General features: G+C 65.7%; 18 protein-coding genes, 2 tRNA genes and 2 pseudogenes. 10 read left to right on the top strand and 12 right to left on the bottom strand.

Annotated features, from left to right (window positions below):
• Positions 1-2: 2 nt before the first annotated feature.
• A pseudogene (locus tag ABZ345_RS42745) lies at positions 3-1,513 on the bottom strand (GMC family oxidoreductase N-terminal domain-containing protein).
• A gap of 35 nt (positions 1,514-1,548) precedes the next feature.
• The gene (gene hrpB, locus ABZ345_RS42740; protein ID WP_359860705.1) at positions 1,549-3,816 is read right to left on the bottom strand and encodes an ATP-dependent helicase HrpB; all 2,268 of its coding nucleotides are present in this window, start codon (positions 3,814-3,816) and stop codon (positions 1,549-1,551) included.
• A 27-nt stretch (positions 3,817-3,843) separates the two neighbouring features.
• Here hrpB and ABZ345_RS42735 point away from each other — a divergent pair, with 27 nt between their 5' ends.
• Genes ABZ345_RS42735 through ABZ345_RS42725 form a run of 3 tightly spaced genes read left to right on the top strand, consistent with a single transcriptional unit; the run spans position 3,844 to position 6,819 of the window.
• Positions 3,844-4,653: a GNAT family N-acetyltransferase gene (locus tag ABZ345_RS42735; RefSeq protein WP_359860703.1), complete on the top strand. Its 810-nt coding sequence runs from the start codon at positions 3,844-3,846 to the stop codon at positions 4,651-4,653.
• A 50-nt stretch (positions 4,654-4,703) separates the two neighbouring features.
• Complete coding sequence (locus ABZ345_RS42730) at positions 4,704-5,990, top strand: MFS transporter (protein ID WP_359860701.1); 1,287 nt, start codon at positions 4,704-4,706, stop codon at positions 5,988-5,990.
• A gap of 46 nt (positions 5,991-6,036) precedes the next feature.
• Positions 6,037-6,819 (top strand): thioredoxin domain-containing protein, encoded by a 783-nt coding sequence (locus tag ABZ345_RS42725; RefSeq protein WP_359860699.1) that lies wholly within the window; start codon positions 6,037-6,039, stop codon positions 6,817-6,819.
• Here the strand turns inward: ABZ345_RS42725 and ABZ345_RS42720 are convergent.
• Positions 6,812-8,050 carry a phenylacetate--CoA ligase gene (locus tag ABZ345_RS42720; protein ID WP_359860697.1) on the bottom strand — a complete coding sequence of 413 codons (1,239 nt, stop codon included), beginning with the start codon at positions 8,048-8,050 and terminating at the stop codon, positions 6,812-6,814. The genes ABZ345_RS42725 and ABZ345_RS42720 overlap by 8 nt on opposite strands.
• A gap of 123 nt (positions 8,051-8,173) precedes the next feature.
• Between ABZ345_RS42720 and ABZ345_RS42715 the strand changes: the two genes are divergently transcribed.
• Positions 8,174-8,246, top strand: a tRNA-Ala gene (locus ABZ345_RS42715).
• Positions 8,247-8,353: 107 nt separating this feature from the next.
• Here the strand turns inward: ABZ345_RS42715 and ABZ345_RS42710 are convergent.
• From ABZ345_RS42710 to ABZ345_RS42680, 7 genes are all read right to left on the bottom strand, one after another.
• Positions 8,354-8,533 (bottom strand): hypothetical protein, encoded by a 180-nt coding sequence (locus ABZ345_RS42710; protein WP_359860696.1) that lies wholly within the window; start codon positions 8,531-8,533, stop codon positions 8,354-8,356.
• Complete coding sequence (locus ABZ345_RS42705) at positions 8,530-9,225, bottom strand: tyrosine-type recombinase/integrase (RefSeq protein ID WP_359860694.1); 696 nt, start codon at positions 9,223-9,225, stop codon at positions 8,530-8,532. Before ABZ345_RS42705 ends, ABZ345_RS42710 begins: the two co-directional genes overlap by 4 nt.
• A 70-nt stretch (positions 9,226-9,295) precedes the next feature.
• Positions 9,296-9,712, bottom strand: coding sequence for a hypothetical protein (locus ABZ345_RS42700; RefSeq protein WP_359860692.1), 417 nt, complete (start codon positions 9,710-9,712; stop codon positions 9,296-9,298).
• A gap of 116 nt (positions 9,713-9,828) precedes the next feature.
• Entirely contained in the window at positions 9,829-11,466 is a 1,638-nt protein-coding gene (locus tag ABZ345_RS42695; RefSeq protein WP_359860690.1) for a DEAD/DEAH box helicase family protein, read from the bottom strand.
• Positions 11,394-12,248, bottom strand: a complete 855-nt coding sequence (locus ABZ345_RS42690; RefSeq protein ID WP_359860688.1) for a hypothetical protein — start codon at positions 12,246-12,248, stop codon at positions 11,394-11,396. The genes ABZ345_RS42695 and ABZ345_RS42690 overlap by 73 nt, the downstream gene beginning before the upstream one ends.
• Positions 12,249-12,254: 6 nt before the next feature.
• Entirely contained in the window at positions 12,255-13,415 is a 1,161-nt protein-coding gene (locus ABZ345_RS42685; RefSeq protein WP_359860686.1) for a hypothetical protein, read from the bottom strand.
• Positions 13,412-13,747: a hypothetical protein gene (locus tag ABZ345_RS42680; protein ID WP_359860684.1), complete on the bottom strand. Its 336-nt coding sequence runs from the start codon at positions 13,745-13,747 to the stop codon at positions 13,412-13,414. The genes ABZ345_RS42685 and ABZ345_RS42680 overlap by 4 nt, the downstream gene beginning before the upstream one ends.
• A 177-nt stretch (positions 13,748-13,924) precedes the next feature.
• Here ABZ345_RS42680 and ABZ345_RS42675 point away from each other — a divergent pair, with 177 nt between their 5' ends.
• The 6 genes from ABZ345_RS42675 (at position 13,925) to ABZ345_RS42650 (ending at position 22,525) form a co-directional block, all read left to right on the top strand.
• Entirely contained in the window at positions 13,925-15,379 is a 1,455-nt protein-coding gene (locus ABZ345_RS42675) for a DUF3375 domain-containing protein (protein WP_359860682.1), read from the top strand.
• Complete coding sequence (locus ABZ345_RS42670; protein WP_359860681.1) at positions 15,376-15,972, top strand: DUF4194 domain-containing protein; 597 nt, start codon at positions 15,376-15,378, stop codon at positions 15,970-15,972. The genes ABZ345_RS42675 and ABZ345_RS42670 overlap by 4 nt, the downstream gene beginning before the upstream one ends.
• Complete coding sequence (locus tag ABZ345_RS42665; protein ID WP_359860679.1) at positions 15,969-19,334, top strand: SbcC/MukB-like Walker B domain-containing protein; 3,366 nt, start codon at positions 15,969-15,971, stop codon at positions 19,332-19,334. Before ABZ345_RS42670 ends, ABZ345_RS42665 begins: the two co-directional genes overlap by 4 nt.
• The gene (locus ABZ345_RS42660; RefSeq protein ID WP_359860677.1) at positions 19,334-20,497 is read left to right on the top strand and encodes a Wadjet anti-phage system protein JetD domain-containing protein; all 1,164 of its coding nucleotides are present in this window, start codon (positions 19,334-19,336) and stop codon (positions 20,495-20,497) included. Before ABZ345_RS42665 ends, ABZ345_RS42660 begins: the two co-directional genes overlap by 1 nt.
• A gap of 164 nt (positions 20,498-20,661) precedes the next feature.
• Positions 20,662-21,393, top strand: a complete 732-nt coding sequence (locus tag ABZ345_RS42655) for a hypothetical protein (RefSeq protein WP_359860675.1) — start codon at positions 20,662-20,664, stop codon at positions 21,391-21,393.
• 1,030 nt (positions 21,394-22,423) lie between these two features.
• Positions 22,424-22,525: transfer RNA gene (locus ABZ345_RS42650), tRNA-Ala, on the top strand.
• A 204-nt stretch (positions 22,526-22,729) separates the two neighbouring features.
• Here the strand turns inward: ABZ345_RS42650 and ABZ345_RS42645 are convergent.
• Together ABZ345_RS42645 and ABZ345_RS42640 are read right to left on the bottom strand one after the other, a co-directional pair.
• On the bottom strand, positions 22,730-23,479 hold the full coding sequence (locus ABZ345_RS42645; protein ID WP_359860673.1) for a site-specific integrase: 750 nt from the start codon (positions 23,477-23,479) through the stop codon (positions 22,730-22,732).
• 36 nt (positions 23,480-23,515) lie between these two features.
• Positions 23,516-23,830, bottom strand: a pseudogene (locus ABZ345_RS42640) (hypothetical protein); the annotation flags it as partial.

Below are 23,830 nucleotides of genomic sequence, written 5' to 3'. Positions count from 1 at the left end.
TCCTAATGGTTCAAATCGGTGGTGGTGATTCGACTCAAGTTCCGTTCCGCGAGCGCCGTGATCGTCACGAACGGGTTGGCGCCGACCGAGCCTCCGATCAGCGAACCGTCCGTGACGTAGAGGTTCTTGGCGCCCCTGACCCGGCCATATTCGTCCGTGGCGCGGCCCAGCGGGTGATAGGTGAAGTCGTCCGAGAAGACTTTCCCGATTCCGAAGAGGTCGGCGCGATATGTACTGAGGTTTGTTCGGTTCATCTCGTCGAACACGCCCTTGACCGCGCGGATCGACGGTTCCATCTGCTCACGCCGCCAGTCGAGGGTGATGCCGTCAGTGCCGCGGTCGTAGTGGAACGTGCCGCGCTCGGGGTTCCTGGTGATCGCGAGGTAGAGCGAGGCGAGGGTCTCGACGCCCGCCGGGACCGGGGCGATCTCGGCGAACACCTTGCGGTCCTGCCAGGCGTCGATGGCGAGCACCGGCATGGCGGACTGCTGGAAGCCGCCGATCATCGTGCGGGCGGTCATCACGTTGCCGTTGGGGCCCCAGCCGCGGCCGATCTCGTCGCTGAGCTCGGGCAGGTCGCCGTTCTCGCGGGCGCGCAGGAGGAGTTCGGTGGTGCCGAGGCTGCCCGCGCCGAGGAACAGGTGGCGGCAGCCGATCTCCTTGGTGTTCAGGAGCTTTCCGAACGGGTCGCGCTGCTCGACGGTCAGCAGGTAGCCGTCGCGTTGTCGCTGGATGCGCTTGACGTGGTGCAACGTCCTGATGGTGACGTTGCCGGTGGCGAGCGCGTCGGCGAGATAGGTCTTGTCCAGGCTCATCTTGCCGTGGTTGTTGCCGTAGATGACCTCGCCGGCCAGCGCGGACTTCGGTGCGGTGCCACGGGCTTCGGCTTCCATGTGGGCGAAGTCGTAGACGTTCGGGATGACCTGCGTTCTGTAGCCGGCGTTCGCGGCCTGGTGGCGGGCGGTCCGGGCGTACTGGTACCAGCTGGTCGACTCGAGGAACGCGCCGCGGATCGTGTTGACCCTCAGCGTCTTGGTGGCCAGCGGGAAGAACTTCGCGTACATCTCGTCGGCGTCGACGTTCGGCAGGATCTCCTCGAAGTACTCGCGCTTCGGGGTGACGGCCATGCCGCCGTTGACCAGGCTTCCGCCGCCGACGCCGCGGCCGAGGTAGACGGCCATCTCGTCGAAGTGGACCTTGTCGAGGACGCCGGCGTAGCGGTCGATCGGGCGGTTCACGATCGGCAGGCCGAGCAGAGTCTCGAGCGGTGCCTCAGTGCAGTCCTTGAACCACATGGCGCGGCGGTCCGGGTTGAGCATCGGGCAGAAGATCTTGCCGTCGGCGGCCGGCTGGTTCCAGAGCTGGCCCATCTCCAGCATGGTCGTTTTGATGCCCTTGTGGCCCAGTCGTAGTGCGGCTACGGCGCGTAGCCGGTGCCGATGACGACGGCTTCACTGTGCTCGGCGTCGGCTTCGGCGGTGCCGATCGTGGTCATGCCCGCCAGTGCCGTCATCCCCAGGAAGCGCCGGCGTGATACCTGAAATCCCCTCATGTGCCCTTACTGTAGGGCCGTTCGGGCCAGTGGTGCTTGGGATACCTGCCCTTCAGCTCACTGCGCACCCGCAGGTAACCGTTGCGCCAGAAAGACCTGAGATCGCTGGTCACGGCGGTGGGACGGCCTGCGGGGGAGAGCAGGTGCACCACCACCGGAACTCCCGCGATCTGCGGCGTGTCGGCCCACTTCATGGCGTCCTGGATGCGGACGTGGAGTGCGGGCTGGTCCTGCGTGTAGTCGACCTTGCCCTGGCCGATGCGTTCCGGGGCGAGCTTGTCGAACTCCGCTGCCTCCGGCCACGGCAGCAGGTTCCGCAGCAACGTGACCGTGTCGATCTTGGCCAGGTCGGACCGCTTCTTCGCCTTGCCGAGGTCGAGCGTGCGGATCAGGGTCTCGTCGTCGACGCTCGGCCAGTCGCGGGTGCGGTGCAGGAACGCCATGCGTTCGCGCAAGCGTTTGGCGGCGTCGGTCCACTTGAGCAGGCCCAGACCCTCGGCCTCGAGGCCCAGGCGGAGTGCCTGCTGCGACTTGGCCAGGTCGTTGAGCGGGCGCTCGTCGAGGGTGATCGCGCCCAGCTTGCGGACGCTGTTCGCGATGACGTCGCCGTTCCACCGGATGTCGTCCTCGGTGTGCACGAGGGCCTGAGCGGCGGTGACGGCGAGCTCTTCGTCCGCGGGGGCGGCGAGGCGGATGCGGCCGTGCTTGCTGCCCGGTTCGCGGTCGGCGATCGCGACCGCCAGCCACTGGGAGTGCGAGTCGGTGTGCTCGACGGCCGTGCCGTTGGCCATCAGGTAGACGTTGCTGTTCTTGGACCTGCGTTTCGCCAGCCGTTCCGGGTAGGCGAGGGCGACGACCAGCGCCGGGTCGCCGTTGCCCGCGGGGTTGGTGCCGAGCTTCTCGAGCTTTTTGGCTTCCTGACGCCATTTGCCCGGGGCTTTCAGCGCCGTGGCCAGGTCGGTCGTGCTGGTGTGCGTGCTGTCGTCGAGCAGTGCCACGACTTCGGCGGCGGTCCGGTTGCCCGCGAGTGCGCTGCCGTCGATGAGCGCGCGGCCCAGCCGCGGGTGCAGGCCGACGCTCGCGATGAGGTCGCGGCGGTCCGGGGCGAGCGCGCCGATGGCTTCGAGGGTTTCCTGAGCTGCTCTGAGGGCGCCTTCCGGTGGGGCGTCCCACCAGTTCAGGCCGCTGCCGTCCGGGGTGCCCCAGACCGCCAGTTCCAGGGCGAGCCTGGTCAGGTCGGCCGTCTTGATCTCTGGTTCCGGGTAGCGGGGGAGCGTCGAGTGCTCGTGCTCGGGCCAGCAGCGGTACACGCGGCCCGGGGCCTCGCGCCCGGCTCGTCCGGCGCGTTGCTCCGCCACGGCCTGGGAGACGCGGATCGTGGCGAGACCGGCGAGGCCTCTGCGGTGGTCCACGCGCGGGACTCGGGCCAGTCCCGCGTCGACGACCGCCCGGACACCGGGGACGGTGAGGCTGGACTCGGCGATGCTGGTGGCGAGCACGACTCGCTGGGTGGTGCCGGGTTTGAGGGCCGCGTCCTGGATCTGGGCCTTGAGCTGGCCGTGCAGGATCACGGTCTCGGCGTTGAGCATGCTCGCCGTGCGGTTGATCTCCTTGACGCCGGGCAGGAACGCGAGCACGTCGCCGTCCACTTCGGACAGAGCCCTGTTGATGGCCCTGGCGACGGTGGTCTCGATGTGCTCGTTGCGCGCGGGTGGGACGTAGGTGATCTCCGTCGGGAACATGCGCGACTCGGTGTGCAGGACCGGGGCGTTGAGCAGGTCGGAGAGTCGTTGTGCGGCAACGGTCGCACTCGTCGCGAGGAGTCTCAGGTCCGGGCGCAGGCCTGCTTTGGCATCCAGGAGGAGCGCGAGGAGCAGGTCGGCGTCGAGGTGGCGTTCGTGGCACTCGTCGAGCAGGACCGTGCCGACGCCCTTGAGCTCCTGGTCGTGCTGAAGCCTGCGGACCAGGAGTCCGCTGGTCACGACCTCGATGCGGGTGTGCTTGCTCGTCTTGCGGTCGCCTCTCACCGAGTAGCCGACCGTGTGGCCGACTGGTTCGTTCAGCAGGCTCGCCATGCGTGCGGCGGCGGCTCGGGCGGCGATCCTGCGTGGCTCGGCGACGACGACCTTGCCTTCGAGGGCCAGCGGGACGAGCGTCGTTTTGCCAGTGCCCGGAGGGGCGACCAGGACGGCTGAACCGTGGTCGTCGAGGGCTTTGAGGAGTTCCGGTAGGACGGACCTCACCGGGAGATCGGGCAGGTGCACACCGATGAGTGTGTCAGGGTTGGTGTCATGGTTGACCCGCTGCGCGATCCGGACGACCCGGAGCTGCTCGACCCGTACGAGTCGCGGTCGCTGGCGATCCTCGTCGAAGGGGCTCGTCTGGCGTCCGGTGCCGTGCGGTACGGCAAGGTGGGGCGGGTCGGCTGCGCGGCCGTGGTGATCAACCGCGAGAACCCGCTGCCGTCCGGGAACTTCGGGTGCGCGCTGGACGGGTCGTCGGTGGAGGTCGCGTCGACGTTGCTGCAGCTCGAGCAGACGTTCGCGGACGTGGGGCGTGCGGAGGCGGTCGTTTTCGCGTCGCCGACGACCGTGGACGAGATCGAGGGCATCGCCGACGACTCCGGCTGGTACGCGGTCGAGGAGTTGTTGACCGTGGTTCATCGCGAGCGTGCTGTCGTTTCGGAGGGTGTCCGGCGGGCTGTCGACGCGGATCTGCCGGGGATCGTCGAGCTGCTGTCGGACGAGCTGGTCGGCAACCGGGCGCGATTGGCTCGGTGGCTCGGGCATCGGTTGGACGATCCGCGTTGTTTGTTGTTGGTGGTGGATGACGGCGATCGGATCGGCGGATTCGTGTCGGGGTTCGCCGAACGCGGTGTGGGTTTGGTCGAGCAGTGCGTCGTACGTCCCGCGCGGCGGCGTCGGGGCGTTGGACGGTCGTTGGTGGTGTCTGCTGCTACGGCGCTGCGTTCTGCCGGTGCGTCGTTGGTCGCTTCACAGGTCGACGAGGGGCCGGGGGAGCGGTTCGCCGAGGCGTGCGGGTTCGTGGCGGCTTATCCCGTGACGGCATATGTACGCAGAGTGGATGAGCTGCTCGACTGAGTTATTTAGTTGCCGCGTGACATATCCTTAGCAGGGCTAAGGGAGGCTTTGTGCGCGAGCGGTTACCGGTCGAGGTCTGGGTTCTGGTCGCGGCGAGCTTCATCATCGCCATCGGGTTCGGGATCGTGGCTCCCGTGCTGCCGGTGTACGCGGCGTCGTTCGGCGTCGGGCACACGGCCGTTGCGGCTCTGATCAGCACTTTCGCGTTCGTTCGGCTGGCGTTCGCGCCGATGAGCGGGCGTTTGGTGAACAAGTTCGGCGAGCCCCGCGTCTACATCGTCGGCATCCTCATCGTGGCCTTCGGTACCGCGCTGTCCGGCTTCTCGACGAGCTACCCGGAGATGCTGGCGTGGCGTGCGCTGGCCGGTGTCGGCTCGACGATGTTCACGGTGGCCGCCCTCGGGCTCTTGATTCGCATCACACCAGCGCCGATGCGCGGGCGGGCGTCCGGGCTGTGGGCGGCGGGCTTCCTGATCGGCAACGTCTGCGGTCCGATCGTCGGCGCGGGTCTCGTGCCGCTCGGGCTGTGGGTGCCGTTCGTCTCCTACGGCGCGATGCTGTGCCTCGCCGCGTTTGTGGTCTGGTTCTTCCTCCGTCGTTCGACTCTCGCCGCGTTGGACAAGACGAACACCGACGTGCCGATGTCGGTGCGTGAGGCCGTGCGTCATCCTGCGTACCGGGCGGCTTTGGCCTCGGGGTTCGCGAACGGCTGGGCCGTGTTCGGCGTCCGGATCTCGCTGGTGCCTGTGTTCGTCATCGAAGCGCTGGAGCACAGCGCGGCCGTGGCGGGCATCTCGATGTCGGTGTTCGCCGCCGGCAACGCCTCGATGCTGTTCCTGTCCGGCAAGATCGCCGACACCCGCGGCCGCAAGCCGGTCGCCGTCGCCGGGTTGATCGTGAGCGGACTCGCGACGGTCACGATGGGCTTCACCGGTGACATGTGGACGTTCATGGCCGTGTCGCTGGTCGCGGGCATGGGCGCCGGGCTGCTGAACCCGCCGCAGAACGCGGTCGTCGCCGACGTGATCGGCGCCAAGGGCAAGGGCGGCCCCGTGCTGGCGGGCTTCCAGATGGTGACCGACCTGGGCGCGATCATCGGCCCGATGTGCGCGGGCCTGCTCGCCGACTCGTTCGGCTTCGAAGCCTCGTTCGCCATCACCGGTGTCGCGCTGCTGCTGGCGGTCGGTTTCTGGGTCGTCGCGCCCGAGACCCTGCCCACACACGAGGAGGAGCACACGGCCGCCGCGGTCGCGCCGGAGTGCGGCTGCCTCGACGAAAGTGCCGAGATCCCGACGGGCGAACGCGTGGGCGGCAAGCCACGCCACCCGGAAGCGTGATTGCCCGCTCAGCTTTCTTTTAGTTTGTGTCGCTACCCTCGTCCCCGTGGGTGGTGCAGAGCGCAGTGCGCGGAAGAAGAAGCAGGCCGCGCGTGCGGTGGCCCAGGCCCGTACGTCGGGTTCTGACAGGACCAAAGTGATCGCCGGCATCGCCGTCGTGGCGTTGCTCGCCATCGCGGTGATCGGCTACGTCGTGTTCCAGCAGATGAAGCCGTCCACGTCCACCACGGACGCGATCCCGCAGACCTCGCCCGACCACATCATCTCGGCGCCCGCGGTCCGCGACGGCAGCACCGTGCTGGTCGGCAAGGACACGGCCACCGTGACGATCGACGTGTACGAAGACTTCCTCTGCCCGATCTGCGGAACGTTCGAGAAGACCTACGGCGCCGACATCAAGAAGGCGGTCGAGGACGGCAAGGTCAAGGTCCGCTACCACATCCTGCCGCTGCTGGACCGCCTCTCGAAGCCCGAGGGCTACTCGTCCGAGTCGGCCAACGCGGGCCTGTGCGTGGCCGACGAGGGCAAGTTCAACGCGTTCCACGGAGCGCTGTTCAGCTTCCAGCCGGAGGAGAACGAAGCCGGCTACACCAAGGACCAGCTCATCAGGCTGGGCAAAGACCTCGGCGTCACGTCCGCCACGTTCGAGTCCTGCGTGCGCAACGACACGTACAAGTCGCAGCTGGACGAGCTGATGACGAAGACCAGCAACGACCCCGCCCTGCGCGACGCCGACACGGGCCGTTTCCGCGGCACGCCCAGCGTCGCCGCGGGGGGCAAGCTCGTCAACCTCGACAACAAGAACTGGCTTTCCGACCTGACTAAGTGAGTCCGTCGATCGGCGCCTGGCCCTGACTCCACCGGGCCAGGCGCTGTGCCTTGCCCACCTCGGTGCGCGGCAGCTTGCCCGGCTCGAGAACGTGCACCTGACACGTGATGCCCAGTCGTTCCTTGAGGTCCTGGGCCAGCTTGCCCTTGATGTCCTGTGTGGACTCGACCGCCACGTGCAGCTGAGCCGTCGTCGTGCGGCGATCCTCGATGATCAGGTAGTGCGGGCTGGCGTGCTCCAGCACCACCGCCTCGATCTCGGTCGGGAACACGTTGACACCGCGAATGATGAGCATGTCGTCCTTGCGCCCCTTGAGCTTGCTCATTCTGGTGAGCGTGCGTTGCCCAGCGGGTTCGTGCAGCGTGGCCACGTCGCCCGTGCGGTACCTCAGCAGCGGCATACCCGTCTTGGTGAGCGTGGTGAAGATGAGCTCGCCGTCCTGGGTCTCCGGGTAGAAGTGGTCCTCCGCGATGTTGAGAAGTCCTTCGGAGTCAAGGGACTCGCACGCCACACCTGGACCGATCACTTCGGACAGTCCGTAGATGTCCAGCGCCCTGATCTGCAACCGCTGCTGGATCTCCTGGCGCATCTCCTCGGTCCACGGCTCGGCGCCGAAGATGCCGACCTCGATGCTGTTGTCCTTCAAGTCTTCCGCGAGCCTGAGCGCGTACGACGGCGTGCAGCACAACACGTCCGGCTTCAGGTCCTCGATGAGCCGCACCTGCCGCTCCGTCATGCCCCCGGACATGGGAATCACCGTGGCCTGAAGCTTCAGCCCACCGTGATGCACCCCGAGCCCACCCGTGAAAAGCCCGTAGCCGTAAGCGTTGTGGATGGTCGACCGGTTGGTGGCCCCCGCACCCTTCAACGCCCTGGCCATGACCTCGGCCCAGATCTCGATGTCGTTGGCGGTGTAGGGAATGAGCGTCGGCCGCCCACCCGTCCCCGACGACCCGTGCACGCAGACGACGTCTTCCTCCGGCGCGATCCGCAGCCCGAACGGGTAGTGGTCCCACAGGTCCTGCTTGCTGATCGTCGGCAGCAGATGGATCTCGTCGAGCGTGACATCTGTGCCACGCGTCACTCCGTGGGCCTTGAGGTTCGCACCCTGAAAGTTGTCGGTGCTCAGAAGCCGGTCGACGAGGTTCCGCAGGCGCTGTTCCTGCAGCTCGCGACGGGCTTCGGGGTCCATGCACTCGATCTTCGGGTCGAACGGCGCTCCGGCGGTCATCACCCGGTCCTACCAGCCCGAATGCGGTTTGGATACCCCCGATTTTTATCTCGTGGGCGTCTTGATGTACGGTATTCCCACACGAGAACGACAGGGAAACCTGCCGGGAACGTGGACCTTCAAGGGGCTGTGGCGCAGCTGGTAGCGCATCACACTGGCAGTGTGAGGGTCAGGGGTTCGAGTCCCCTCAGCTCCATTCTCTGGAGAACCCCTCTGAGTTGCGATGTTCACGCAGCTCAGAGGGGTTCTTTCGTTTCTGTGATTGATCACCAGTGATCGTTTGATGATCGTTTCCGGACCGGTTCAGTTGGTCCTGCTGGAGAAAATCTGGAGACCTGATCTTGCCGCCGAGCCGGCCGGTGATCGGCAACCTGGGCCGATGATGATCTCGGTGCGGATGTCCGCTGAGGTTGCCGGACGCGCGGAGATCATTTTGCCTGGCTCAGGCGGCGTTTCCCACCACTGCAGCGCGGTGGTGGTCATGCGGCGTCAGCGGGTGGCAGAGCCGGGTTGGTGGCGGCGCGTGCCTTGTGCCAGCGGCGTTCCAGGGAACGCATTAGGCGTCGCTCGACCTCAGGCGCGACGTGGCTGTAGGCCTCGATGATGCGGTTGTCCAGCCGGTGGCCGAGCCGGCGTGCCTGGGCGATCTCTGGGATGCCGTCGGCGATCATCCAGGTCTTGTGGCTGTGCCGCAAGCCGTGGAACGTCAAGCCTGGCTTGACCGGGTAGGTACGGACGGCGGCGTTCACGCGGTGCAGGTTGCCATCGATCGCGGGGCGGAAGACCCGGCGGCCGAAATCGCTGCGTCGAAGCCAACAGTTGCGTGGAGTGGTGAACACGAACTCGTGGTCGTGGGACTCCAAGTGCTTGCGCAGCAAGGTGATCAGGAACGGTGGCAGGGTGATGGTGCGTGCGGACGCCGGTGTCTTGGGCGGTCCGAGCCACATGCGGTGTACGGATTCGTGCAGGCATCCTGTGTCCGGGTCGATGACGATGCAGCCGTCGTCGAGGTGGGTGTTGGCGCGGCGTAGTCCGGTCATCTCGCCCCAGCGGGCGCCGGTCCAGCCGGTGGCGATGGTCAGCAGCCAGTAGTCGTGGCTGTTGCTGAGCAGGGCTGCTTGGTCTGCGATCCAGACGACCTGTTCCGGTGTGGCCCAGATCCGTTCGGCTGGCATGGGTTCGTTGTCGCGGCGACGGCCGCGGCGGGATCGGCGCCGTACGGGGTTGGCTGGGATGAGGCGTTCGTCAACGGCGTCGTCGAGCATCATGGAGAACACGGTCAGGATGCCGCCGACTGTGGAAGTGGCGTAGCGGCGACGCAGTTGCTTGGCCCACAAGGTGACCCGCGAGTGGAGTGATGGCGCCGAGGCGGATGGTGCCCCACCGTGGCTGGATGTGGTTGCGGATCCGGCCGCGGTAGTTCTCCTCGGTGCGGATCTCGACGTCGAGTGTGTCGGCCCAGAGAGCGGCCCACTCGGCGGTAGTGATGAGTCCCGCTTTGGGGTCGAGCCAGGTTCCGCGTCGCTGGTCGGCTTCGAGCTGGGTGGCATAGGCGTCGGCGGCGGTCTTGGTCTCGAACCCGGAAATGGAGCCGTATCCACTATCACCGCGCAGGTAGCGGACTCGCCATGAGCGCGGGCCGATCTTCTCTGTCCAGGCCATGATCTCCTCCTTGAGGTGTGGGCTGTCGGTTGTGGACAGAGATGTGATGCGCCGTCGTGGTCGTGATCGCAACTCGATCGCCCACACGGAGCGTTGTTGGTTCGAACGGTTGGAGGTCAGCGGCCCGATATCGACCGGCGGGGGTCGGGGAAGCCGAGGCTGACGTAACCGGGCGCGCGTTTGGACAGCGAGGAAGCCAGTACGCCGGTGTTGATGTCGTGGTAGTCGTGGACTTCTGCGGTGGTTTTGCTTGGGTGCGCGCGCACAACGCGTCCCACGTACTGCACCAGGCGCCCCTTGAACGCGATGGGCGCGGCGAGGAACAGCGTGTCCAGGACGGGGCAGTCGAATCCCTCGCCGACGAATGGTCCTGTGGCGACGACGAGCAGCGGTGATCCGTCTGCGGACGCGTGCAGCCGGGCGAGGGCGTCCCGGCGGGTTTTTGTGTTCATGCCGCCGCGCAGTACGACCGGGTCGTGAGACTGCTGGCGGAGCTCGTCGGTCAGGCGCTCGACGTGGGTGGTCCACTGGGTGAGTACCAGACAGTGTCTGCCGCGTTTCAGCGCCGCGGTCACGTCCTCGACAACCTGGATTGTCCGGGTTTGGTCGGCAACGAGATCGCGGTAGATGGCCGCCATTCCGCCAGGCTTCGCGGGGTCGGCGTCACCGAGGTAGCGGAACGCGGTGTTATGCACGTGAAGTACGGGCGTCGGCGGCTGTGCAACGTTGTCGAACTCGAGTTGGGGCGTGCTGTCGTCCGTGGTGGGAGTGGCCTGTGCGATGGTGTGGCGGACTTGGCCGAGTTGCAGTGCGATCAGGCCGTCGAGCTTGTCACGGCGATATGGGGTGGCGGTCAGCCCGAGCCAGCGGCGTACTGGGATTTGTTTGATGGCGTGCTCGAACGCCGCCGCGGGGACGTGGTGGCACTCGTCCACGACCACCAGCCCGTAGCCGCTGGTGAGCTGCTCGAGGTCGGTTTTCCTGGCCAGCGTCTGCAGCATCGCGACGTCGACGACGCCGCGGGTCTTTCTGCGACCGCCGCCGAGTTGGCCGGCCTTGACGCCGAGCAGGTCGCCGATGCGGGTGCGCCATTGGTCGGCGAGGGCTTTGCGGTCGACGAGTACGAGTGTGGACGTTGCATGGGTTGCGATCAGTGCGCAGGCGATGACGGTCTTGCCGGCTCCAGGTGGCGCAACCAGCACACCGAGATCATGTTCGCGGAGGGCATCCACGGCCCTTTGCTGTGCGGAGGTCAGCGTGGCGGTGAACGTGAACTCTTGCGTCTCTCCGGCTGGCCGTTCGTCGGTCACTTCCAGGCGGCTGCCTGCCTGCTGTACCAGTGACGCCACCGTGTCCGCCAGGCCCCGAGGCACGATGAGCCCGCCATCCAGCGTTTCGTTGTAGCTGCGAAGGAACCGCGGGGTGTCCCATGTGGACATTCGCAGGCGCTGGCGCTCGTAGAACAGCGGGTTCGTCATCGACGCCGCGTGTTTCAGCGTCGCGTGCAACGCCGGGGTCAGTTCGTCCGACTCCACACGGATTCCAGAGCTGAGCCGGGCGTGCACGATCGGGGACGCGGCGACCCGGATCCGAGTCGAGACCGGTGTATCGAGCCGACTGATGTTCGCACCGACGGTGACTTTCCCGGCGCGGCGAGCGACCCGGCCGACCTCAGCCGGGCTCATGCGGCCGAGCGACGACAGGAACGCCCACTGGTCTTCGTGGGGTTCCATCGTGGCCAGATCGAGGAACACCGTCGCACCGTCCTGGCGGGCTTGCCGTGCAGGGGTGCGGCGATCAAGTTCCCCACGCCGCCCGCCGGTAGTACGTCCTGCGAAGGGAACAACCGGTCGTAGCTGGCCAAGTCCATGCGGCCACGTACTGCCATCGCCTCCCGCAGCAGGGCGGTGCCGAGGCGGCGTGCGGTCTCGGCGGGTGTGGGAGCGGCGAAGAACACCCACGCATGTGCTCCGACGCCGGAACGTGACACTTCTAGTGCTGCGGGCACCGACCACGTGCGGGCGGCCTTCAGATACGCCAGGGCGTCCAGCATCGCTGCCTGCCCGTCGAAGTCGGCCGCCAGCCACCAGCACAGATCACCGTCCAGCAGCGGATACAGCCCGACATGCGTGGCACCGGTCAGATGGTCGCGCACAACCCCCTTGTCGAGCGGCAGGTAGTCCCGGTCCTCGTGCCGGACCCCCTTGCGCCAGCCGCCACGCACCGCCGGCAGCCATCCAGCCTTGCCGGTACGCGTGTTCTCCCACCGAGTGGCATAAATGTCGGTCCGGGCAGCGAACAGGGCAGCGAAGAAGTCCACCTTCGCCTCTGGCGTCGACTGCCGGTAGACAGGGCCGGGAGGCGCCTCGAAGAAGCCGGTCTGCGCCGGGCCGGGTGGCGCCGCCTGTTGCGGCGTCAGCTCCAGCAACCGCAGCAACCGCGCGTTCTCCGACTGCAGTTGTGCGGTCAGAGCGCGCAGGCTAGCGAGCTCCTCCGCGAGGCCCGCTGCCTCCGCTGACCAGAGATCGTCATCCACGAACGATCAGATCCTGGCCCGGTCGAGGCGGTCGATGAGGCTGGGCTTGCGTGCGTGCGCGTTGCGCAATGCCATGCTGTGCAGGGTGAAGGTGTCGAACCGGTCGTCGCGTTCGGCCAAGGCCTGGAGATCGCTGAGCAACGCTACGGCGGCGTCGTACTCGGCGGGCTTTCGGGCGGCGATCAGCGCCTCGACCTTCGCCCAGGCGGCTTCTTCGTCGTGGGACAGGTCGTCCAGTCGTTTCTGGCGGGCGAGATTCCGTGCGTGTTCTCGGCGAGCTTCCTCTTCGGCGTGTTGTGCGGCTTCCTTGCGCTGCCGGTCGGCACGCCTGTGCCAGGCGCTGTCCAGCAGATCGGCCACGGTCCGGCGGCCGGGTGCGGCGGCAGCCGGGGCGATGACGCTGCGGAATCGGCGCAGTATCTCCGTTCGCGCGGTCGCGGCCCGTCCTTGGGCGACATGCAGCAGGAGCCGGTCCTTCTCACCGGCCGGCAGATCCGCCAGCCAGGCTGCGAGCAGCTCAGAATCGTCGGCACGATCAGGGAGCGGAGGGCTTGCCTCGGCTGCCGCCGCGAGCAGGTCGTCGTCGAGCCGGAGGAAGCCCGCCAGCGCGTGTTGTGACGCGGTGAGTGTGCGCAGGCCAGGAGGCACCGGCGGTTCGAGTTCCTCGTTCTCGTCCTGGTCGAAGGCGTCCTCGTCGTCCTCCCAGGTGCCGTAGCCGGCCAACCAGGCCAGGTAGAGCGCCCGGTGGTCGCCACCGGCGAGCTCGTCACGGATGCCGACGATGGACGACAGGGACACCTCGGGGTCGTAGTCCCAGTCGCCGGAGTCGTCCTCGCTGGTCATGCTGAGGACGAGGTGCTGGCCGGCGGTCCAGGCCGTGACCTGGTCGCTGACGCAGTACTGCTCAGCGACTTCCAGGTCGAGCAGGCCGCAGGGCAGGCGGAGCATGATCCGCCGGGTGCCCCAGTTGGCCAGGTAGAGATGCGCGTCGTAGTGGCGCTCCATCAGTCGGCTTGGATCGCCGCGGAAGTCGCCCCAGTGGTACTCGTTGACAAAGCTTGTCGCGGTGATTCGTGCGCGGGTGGAAAGCGAGCGCACCTCGGCCTGCGCCTGTGCGTCGAGGGGCTGGTCGATGGCAATGAACTCGTAGTACTGGTATTCGCTCAATGTCGATCCTCGAATGGTGTGGCGTGGAAGCCCGAGTCGTCGCCCAGGTGAATGAACAGGTGTCCGGTCAGGGAGTCGTTCTCGGCCAGTGCGGCCCAGCCGCGTCCGCTGACCTGGTCGCCCTCGTCGTGGCCTTCCCAGCTGAACTCGACGAAGGGGCGGCCGTCGCGTTTGGTCCACCGGCAGTCCATCCAGCCGCGGATGGCAATGAAGCCGAACTCGCCGGTGCTGTTCCTGGCGAACTTGATGAACCCTGGCTCGGTGAGGTCGACGGCGTCCTGGTCCCAGTTCGTCATCTTCACGATCCGCCATCGGCCGTTCGGTCTCTTCACGAATTCTCCCCTCGCGGCCGTAGTCGAGTAGTCAGGCTAGTCACACCGTTGTACTACGGAGCGTAACGATCTTGTGCTTGAGGTCGACATGCGTCATCGATGGGTTGTCCCGGTTCTGTCGGTGCTTTCCCCTACCCTCGAGAAGGCGGACGCCGTGGCAGGCGGAAGGCAGGTGTCGTGGAGTTCGAGGATCTCGAATCGCTGCGCAAGAACAGCCCTGCCTGGAAACTTCTGCTCGCGGACAACGCGCCGTTCATCCTCAGCTTTCTGGGCAAGGTGTTCGTCGAAGACAACGTTCGGTCCATCTCGCGCGGAGAACTGGCCGGCAGGCTCGAGGACGAGCTCCACGCGCTGAACGAGCGGCTCGACCACAGGTTTCCGAAGTCGGCTGGCGCGTACCTGGACGACTGGGCCGCCCCGGACAAGGGATGGTTGCGCAAGTACTACCCCGTTGGTGCGGAGGAGGCGCACTACGACGCGACATCAGCTGTCGAGAAAGCCTTGGCGTGGGTCGAAACGCTCCATGCTCGATCGTTCGTCGGCACCGAATCGCGGCTGAACACGGTGTTCGAGCTGCTTCGGCAAATGGTGTTCGGCGCCGAGACCGATCCCGAGGTCAGGCTGACTGAACTACGTCGTCGACGCCACGAGATCGATGTCGAAATCGCACAGGTCGAGCGTGGGGACTTCGCGGTGCTCGACTCGCCGGCCCAGAAGGATCGCTACCAGCAGTTTGCGGCGATCGCGCGGGAGCTGCTCGCCGACTTCCGCGAGGTCGAGGCCAACTTCCGGGCACTGGATCGTGATCTGCGGGAACGGATCGCGTCCTGGGACGGCGCCAAGGGTGCCCTGCTCGACGAGGTGCTGGGTAGTCGCAACAGCATCGCCGACTCCGATCAGGGCAAGAGTTTCCAGGCGTTCTACGACTTCCTGCTCTCCTATGAGAAGCAGACCGAGCTGAGTGAACTGCTCGAACGCGTGGAGGCACTCGATGCCATCGGGGAAGCCGACCCGAGGATGCGGCACATCCATTACGACTGGATGGACGCGGCGGAACGCACGCAGGCGACGGTCCGGCTGCTGTCCGAGCAGTTGCGCCGGTTTCTCGACGATCAGGTGTGGTTGGAGAACCGCCGGGTCATGGACATTCTGCGCAGCATCGAGTCGAACGCGCTCAAGGTGCGGGAACAAGTCAATGTGGATCTCGTGATCGAGGTCGAGGGGACTGCTCCGGTAGTGACGCTGCCGATGGAACGACCGCTGTACACACCGCCGGAGAAGGTCGCGTTGAACAGTGCCGACATCGTCGCCGCGGACGAGGACATCGACTCCTCGCTGCTGTTCGAGCAGGTCTATGTCGACCCGGAACGACTGAGCGAGGGGGTTCGCCGGGTGTTGCGCACGCGGGACCAGATCGGTCTCGCCGAGGTTCTTGACAGGCAGCCACTGGAGCAGGGGTTGGCCGAGCTGGTGACGTACCTGTCGTTGAGCGATCCGTCGTTCCGCGTGGTGTTCGACGAGCAGGTGCGGGAACGGGTGCACTGGCGCGATCTCGACGGTGCCGAACGAATGGCCACCATTCCTCGGGTCACGTTCACCCAGATGCTGACCGGCGAGATGGAGGGGGCATGACATCCGCTGCCAAGGATGAACTCGATCTGTCGTTGGCCGTGACGCAGCTGGTCAAGGGGGTGGTCTACCGCGATACGCATGAGAAGGCATGGCAGCACCTTCTCCCGCTTCAGGCACAGGCGCGCGACTACGTCGGCGTCATGGGGCTCACGGTGGTCATCGACGAGGCTGAGGGGTACGCGTTTCTGCGGTCGAAACCCGATGTGGACGACGAGGACGCCGCAGTTCCCCGGCTGATCCCACGGCGGGCGCTGTCGTTCGCGGTCAGCCTGCTGCTGGCCCTGCTGCGCAAGAAGCTCGCCGAGTTCGACGCGGGCAACAGCGACACGAGACTGATCCTCACCCGTGACCAGATCGTGGAGATGGTGCGGCTGTTCATGCCGGAGAGCAGCAACGAAGCGAGGATGGTCGACCAGATCGACGCCCAGCTCAACAAGGTTGTCGACCTGGGGTTCCTGCGCAGGATCAAGGGACAGGACGCGACGTTCGAAGTACGGCGGATCTTGAAGGCGTTTGTCGACGGGCAGTGGCTCTCGGAGTTCGACCAGCGCCTCGCCGAGTACGCGCGCCAGCTCGGAGGGGAGGACCGGTGAGCGAGGAGGTCACCGAGCTGGCCGGTTACCGGCTCGACCGGCTCGAGGTCTACAACTGGGGCACGTTCGACCAGCGCGTGTGGGCCCTCGGCGTGCGCGGCGAGAACGCCTTGCTGACAGGCGACATCGGTTCGGGGAAGTCGACGGTCGTGGACGCGATCACGACCCTGTTGCTGCCGGCGCACCGCATCTCGTACAACAAGGCGGCAGGTGCCGAGGCCAAGGAACGCAGCCTGCGGTCGTACGTTCTCGGTTACCACAAGTCGGAACGCAGTGAAGCGACCGGCGCGTCCAGGCCAGTGGGCCTGCGTGACCGCCGCTCGTTCTCGGTCATCCTGGGTGTGTTCACCAACGTCGGCTACGACTCCACGGTCACGCTCGCGCAGGTGTTCTGGTTCGCCAGCGCCAGCGAAGGGCAGCCGAATCGCTTCTTCGTGACCGCGGACCGGGATCTGACGATCGCCGGGGACTTCACGGACTTCGGCGGCGACATCGCATCGCTCAAGCGGCGGCTGCGTCGCGGCGGTGCTAGTACGCACGATCACTTCCCCCAGTACAGCAAGGACTTCCGGCGACGACTGGACGTCCCGTCCGAGCAGGCGATGGAGCTGTTCCATCAGACCGTGTCGATGAAGTCTGTTGGCAATCTCAACGACTTCGTCCGCAGCCACATGCTGGAGCCCTTCGACGCGGCCGACTGGACCAAGCGGCTGGTCGATCACTTCGAGGACCTGACGAAGGCGCATGACGCGGTGCGCAAGGCACGCGAGCAGCTCGCCGAGCTTCGCCCGCTGCTCGCCGAGTGCGACGTGTACGACCAGCTCGCGACCGAGATCAAGTCGCTCAAGGAGCAGCGCGAAGCGCTGCCGTTCTACTTCGCGGACCGCAAGGCCTACCTGCTTCGCGACCGGATCGCCACGCTGACGTCGGATCTCGGCGGCCGCAAGGGCGAGCTCGACGCGGTCAAGGGTCGGCTCGACTCGTTGCGTGGCAAGGAGATCGAGCTGAAGGTGGCGCGGGCGGGGTTCGGTGGCGGCAGGCTGGCGGAGATCGAGAAACAACTCAGGACCGACTCCGCGGAGCGGGGCCGCCGTCAGGACAGGTCCGGCCGCTTCCACCAGCTGCTGGCCGATGCGGGCCTCCGGCCGGTCGAGTCCGCGGAGCAGTTCTCCGGCCGGCAACGCGACATCATCGGCGCGGCGAGCGTTCTCGACCACGACCAGGCCGAGCTGCAGAACGGGCTCACCGAGCTCGGCGTGCGACTCAACACCCTGGAGATTGAGGCAAAGGAGCTCAACGAAGAACTGGTCAGCCTGCGGAACCGGCGCAGCAACATCCCGAAGCGCAGCCTGGACCTGCGCGGACAGCTCTGCGACGAACTAGGAGTCGACGAGGAGGAACTGCCCTTCGCCGGTGAGCTCATCCAGGTTCGTGCCGACTGCGCGGAATGGGAGGGAGCCTCGGAGCGGTTGCTGCACGGTTTCGGTCTGTCGCTGCTCGTGTCCAGCGAGCACTACACCGCTGCGTCGAACTGGATCAACGGCCACAACCTGGGCACGCGGCTGGTCTATTACCGCGTGCCTGATCGCCTTGGCCGCGACGCTGACACGGTCGCCGTTGACCGCACTCTCGCCGCCAAGCTGGAGATCAAGGAATCTCCTTTCACGGCATGGCTGGAACGGGAACTGAGGCATCGGGCCGACTGCGAGTGCGTCGACACCATGGACGAGTTCCGCCGCGCAGCCAAGGCGATCACGCGTGAAGGACAGATCAAGGGGGCGCGAGGCTGGCACGAGAAGAACGACACCCGGCGCATCGACGACCGGCGTACCTACGTTCTCGGCTGGAGCAACGAGCAGAAGATCGATGCCCTGCTCGACCAGGCAGGCAAGGTGCAGAACGAGCGAAACGCCCTTCTGAGCAGGAAACAAGGCCTGAGCGAGGACTTCCGCAGGACTACGGAGCGGCAGGGCACGCTGGCGAAGCTCACCGAGTTCGGTTCGTTCGCCGAGATCGACTGGCAAACGGTGGTCAACGGCATCACGGCGCTCACTGACGAGAAGCACCGCCTCGAGCAGTCATCCGACGAGTTGCAGCGGGTGACGACGGAACTTGAACACGTCGCGTCGGACATCAAGTCCGCGGAGAAGGACCAGGAGTCGCTCACGACCAGGATCGGCAGTCTCTCCCGAGATCGGGAGGAAGCCGAGACGGGGCTCCGCGCGGTAGAGCAGATGCTCGCGGATCCCGCGTATCCACGGGCTCAGGAGATCTTCGACGCCGTCGCACGGCACCTGGAGTCTGCGGACCCGCGGTCATCGGCGGACTGCGACCGTTGTCAGGACGAGGTGAACAGAAAACTCACCAAACTGGTGGAGTACTGGACGGGTGAGCAGACCAAGGCGGGCAACAAGGCGATCGCCAAGATGAGTGCCTTCCGCAAGAAGTACCCACGGGAGACGGAAGAAGCCGACGACTCGATGCACTCGGCCGGTGAGTACCGGGCGTTCCACGACCGCCTCGTCAACGACGACCTGCCCAGGTTCGAGACAGACTTCAAGACCTACCTCAACACCAACACCATCCGCGACATCGCCGGGTTCAACTCCCAGCTGAACAAACAGGTCGACCTGATCAAGCGACGTGTCGAGACCATCAACGAGTCGCTGGTCGGCATCGACTACAACCCCGGCCGGTACATCCGGTTGGATCTGCAGCCCACGATCAACGTCGAGATCCGTGACTTCCGCACTGAACTGCGGGACTGCACAACCGGCACGCTTGGCGGTGACGAGTCGGATCAGTACTCGGAGCAGAAGTTCCTGCAGGTCAAGAAGATCATTGAGCGGTTCAAGGGACGTGAGGGCCAGACCGAGACAGATCGGGCGTGGACGAAACGTGTCACAGACGTCCGCAACTGGTTCATGTTCTCGGCCTCCGAACGCTGGCACTCCGACGACTCGGAGCACGAGAATTACACCGACTCGGGCGGGAAGTCGGGAGGGCAGAAGGAGAAGCTCGCCTACACGATCCTGGCGGCATCGCTCGCGTACCAGTTCAAACTCGACCACGGCCGAGGGAAGTCGAAGACCTTCCGCTTCGTCGTGATCGACGAGGCGTTCGGTCGCGGCTCCGACGAGTCGACCCGGTTCGCGTTGAACCTGTTCGCACAGCTGGGACTACAGCTGCTGATCGTCACGCCACTGCAGAAGATCCATGTGATCGAGCCACACGTGTCCGCAGTGGGCTTCGTGGACAACAAGACCGGTAGCTACTCGCGCCTGCAGAGCCTCACGATCGAGGAGTACAAGCAGCGGCAACTAGCGCACGCGATGCAAGACACGCCTGAGCGAGGCGACTGATGGCGGCGCCGCGGACCTGGTCGACACCCACAGATGTGGTGAACAGGTTGAAACGCCGTTGGGACAACGGCGTTTTCCTGAGGATGTTCGCTGCCGGCGACGAGTGGGTTCCGCTCGAAGTCCCGTTGCGCAGCCCCACCGCCAGCGACCTGTCCACCCGGTTCGGCGAAGTCCAGGAATGGGTTTCCCAGTGGCGCCAGGTCGATCAGCGCTTGCAGCGAGTCGAGACGAGGACCGTGGGCGGGAGGCTCATTGGCACGAACGAAGTGCCGGGCCGGGTCTGGATCGACTCCTACGACCAGCTCTGGTCGCTGCTGCGCCGCACACCGGACGTGCGGCGCTTCACCGAACTGCTCCACGCGACACAGGAACTGGCGCCCGGACCGGCCGGATGGATGGTCGCGAAACCTCTTGAGGCGCTGAGTTTTGACCGTGTCTGGGACAAGCTGATCGCCACCGTGCTCTGGATCGACAACCACGCGACCCGCGACATGTACGTGCGCCAGGTCGACGTTCCTGGTGTCGATACCAAGTTCATCGAAGGCCACCGCAAGATTCTCGGCCTCCTCCTGGACCACCAGCTTCCCGCACATCGGATCGACTCCACCTATCCGCACTCGGAGTTCGCCAGCCGATATCGCTTCCGTCGGAAACCCGGCTACGTGCGGTTCCGTTGGCTCGGCAGCCACGAGGGGTTCAGCGAACTGGGCGTCCGGGTTGACGAGCTCGCCAGGAGACCTCTTCCGGTTTCGACGGTGTTCGTGGTGGAGAACGAAGTCACGTACCTGGCGTTCCCGCCAGTGGCGGATTCCGTCGTGGTCTTCGGGGGCGGCTACGCGCTGTCCCAACTCGAGCCGCTGACCTGGCTGTCCGAGCGGCAACTGGTGTACTGGGGTGACATCGACACCCACGGGTTCGCCATCCTGGATCGGCTGCGGGCCAAGTTCGGACACGTTCGCTCGATGTTGATGGACCGGGCGACACTGCTGGCCCACGAAGACCAGTGGGTGAGCGAAAGCGCCCCGGTCAACGCACACCTCGGGTCACTCCAGCCACACGAGGCCGCGCTGTACACCGATCTTGTCGAGAATGTGCTCGGTACCGCCGTCCGTCTTGAACAGGAACGTGTGTCCTTCTCAGCGCTCCAAGACGCGACACGGTGACGGAGCCTCGCTGGTGTGCCTCCCTTGCACACGATGGCCTGAAACCTGGAAGCGACACGCTGGCGATGCATCACCAAATCGGGTGATTCCTCATCATTTTGACTCCGAACAGGGCGATTAGGGGGTGTCGGGGAACAATCCAGTACGGAAAGGGATCACCGCAAATGCAAGATCGTGCTCTGTCCTGCCTCGATGTCGTCGAGCGGCGTTTCGCCGAGCTGACGACCTTCCCCAATGCCCTTGCTCTTGACGGTGTGCGGCTCGGTTGCGGACTTCCGGCGCGGCTTGAGCCGCTCGACGAGATCCGTGTGTTGTTGCTCAAGCGGCAGACCGCTTGGTTGACCAAGGACGCGGTGTGGAAGGAGCTCGTTCGCCACGCCCACGCGGAGCCGGAACCATGGATCATGGCGGCCGCCGGGATGATGGTTCCCGGTCTGAAGCACATCGCCGGCAAACTCAATCCGCGGTACCCCGGTGACAAGGCTGACCTTGATTCGGAGATCCTGGAAGGATTCCTCCAGGCACTGGATTTGGCTGAGGACGACCAGTCGAAGGTGTACTCACAGCTCTACTACGGCGCCTTCCGCAAGGGTCACGAGGCCTGCAACCGGGAGAGCCGGCTTCGCCGGCAGAACACCGCTGTCGACGACGCGATCGGGATCCGAAGGAAGGTCAATGGGCATCCAGATCTGATTCTCGCGGACGCGGTGCTCGGCAGCGCGCTGACCGAGGAACAGGCGGGATTGCTGTCTGCGGTACACCTCGATGGCGAGAACCGGCACGTGGTCGCAGGTCGGTGCGGTCTGAGCAGGTACGGGTGTCAGGAAGAGTTGGCGCGGGCAGAACGGAAGCTGCTCGGCTTCCTGAACGATCGCATACCCGATTCGGCGGCGTGAACGCTCCGACGAGCTGGGTTCTGGGGCCGCCGTTGTGCCTGCCGGTGGCCCCAGCCAGGTGTGCATGCAGCGGTACATGGGCGTTGCGGCGACCGTGTACCTGCGAGGTAGTGCCGCAGACGTTCCTCCGCTCGCTGTCGTGCTTTGTAAGTAGCCCACTGACTCATGTTGTGCTGCTCTGCCCAGTCGGTGATGGACACACCCTCCAGGCGGGTCGCACCGATCAGATCAGCGTCGGTCTGACTCTGCACTCCATCGGCAACTGCTCGCGCGAGCACGAGGTCGGGATGGCCAGGTACAGCCGCCACAGGCACGGCGGAGGCTTCCAAGCCCGCCGGGGTCGGCCGGTTTCGGGCCTCCACGAGAGCCGCATGGCCAGCTCGGTAGACCGCCCACCTGATGCGAAGCATGATCCTTGGTCGTCGTAGATCGACCGTCGCAAGGGCTGCGAGGAACCCGGTCACGATCTCGCTGTGCACGTCCGCGGTACCGCCAACGAAGGTCGAGGTCAACTTGGATGACGCGGAGATCAACGCGGGCAGGGCGATGCCGACCGCAGCGGTCCTCCACGCCACCTCCTCCGTGCGAGCCCGCAGAACCAGATGCCTCCACACGGCATCCCTGGTGGCTTGCGGGCATTGCCGGTCCAGCAGCATGTTGCGGACTTCCTCCAACCGCAGCCGGCGATCAGGAAGCCCTGGGAACAGCTCGCCGTCAAGGTGGATCGCATCAGGCCCGGTGCTCAGGGCCGCGAACGCATCACGGGTGATATTAAGGGCGTTTCGTGAGATACGAGGCTCAACGAGACGGCGAGGGTGTTGTATGGACATCAGCTGACTCCAGGGTTCGGTGATGACTGCAGATACTGTTCTTTCCTGTGTGGACTCGACATCGCCACGCGGCTTGTCTGAAGCTGATTCGATGTTGAGTTAAGGCCATTTAAGGCGACTCTCACACTGGATCGGTCTGGAGAAATCCGGAGAGTCCATTCGCGCCGAACGGCGTTAGACTGCACTCAACGACGGTGAACGGAACCGGCATGACCTGCGGTTTCTTAATCGTCGCAGGTGAGGGCTTGCCCCGGCTCACGCTGGCAGTGTGAGGGTCAGGGGTTCGAGTCCCCTCAGCTCCACTTGTAGGTAGAACCCGTCTGATCTGGCGATTTGCGCTGGTCAGGCGGGTTTCTTGCTGTTCTGGGTCGATCTTCGGTGATCGTGTCGTGCTGCCCCTATGGAGCAGATCTGGAGCAGGATTCTCCGGCTTGATCGGTGTGCTGGTCGCTGGGCTGGGTGATCGTCGCGCCCCTCCCACTAGCGGTGTAAGGGGCATAGGTTTGTTACGCGGCAAGCGGTCCGGGCACATGGCGTTCGGTTGGCCATGGTGCTGTTGGGTGTGCTTTGACGTTGAGGCCAGCTTCGTGCCAGCGCCGCTGTAGATCGTTGAGGAGTCGGAGTTCGACTTCGGGTGCGACGTGGGAGTAGACCTCGGTGACCCGGTTGGGCAGGTGGTGGCCGAGTCGTCGTGCCTGGGCGATCTCGGGTGCGCCACCGGCGATGAGCCAGGTCTTGTGGCTGTGCCGCAGTCCATGGAATGTCAGTCCGGGTCGGATTGGCACTGTACGGACACCTGCGCGCGGATGTGCTTCGTTGCCGTTGACCGCGGGTTTGAGCAGGCGGCGGATGAAAGTGCTGCGCCACAACCAGGTTCCGCCTTCGGCGGTGAACACGAACTCGTTGTCGTGCCGTTCGAGATGCTTGCGCAGCATGGTGATGAGGAACGGTGGCAGGGTGATCGTGCGGGCTGACGAGGGGGTTTTGGGTGAGCCGAGCCACCGTGTGTGCGCACTCTCGTGCAGGGACCCGGTGCGCGGGTCGATGACGATGACGCCACGGTCGAGGTCGACGTTGTCTCGTCGCAGTCCGGTGAGATCGCCCCAGCGGCATCCTGTCCATGCGGCGGTGATGATGAGCATGCCGGCGGTGTCGTCGCCGAGTGCGGCGGCTTGTTCTGCAATGCGGAGGACTTCGGTGGGTGTCGCCCAGACGCGTTCACGTTCCAGGTCCAAGGTGCCCTGCGTCTTCGTCATGCGGGTGCGGGACGGTCAGATCATCGAGTCTCGCGACTACATCGACCCGATCCGTACGTACACGGCACGCGGGCACCTCGACCGCCTCCTCGCGTCGTTGCGCAAGGGCGTTTCCTGACCTCGCGCTTTCCGACGGATTGCTGAGGCCCTTGTTCCCGCCACCGCCGGGTGCGCGGAGAGCCAGTCGGTGTGCCGCGAGCGCAGTTGGTCGCGTTCGGTGTTCGTGGTGAGCATGACGTCGACGCCGCCGTCGTAAGGGTGGTAGATCCGTTGCAGACCGGCATCGGTGATCAGCACTCCTGCGGTGGCGTCGTCGTCGGCGACGGCGCGCAGCAGTGTGTCGATGCGGCC

It is taken from the genome of Lentzea sp. NPDC005914, from assembly GCF_040629405.1.
Lineage (GTDB): Bacteria > Actinomycetota > Actinomycetes > Mycobacteriales > Pseudonocardiaceae > Lentzea.
This window is presented reverse-complemented; position numbering and strand designations above follow the sequence as displayed.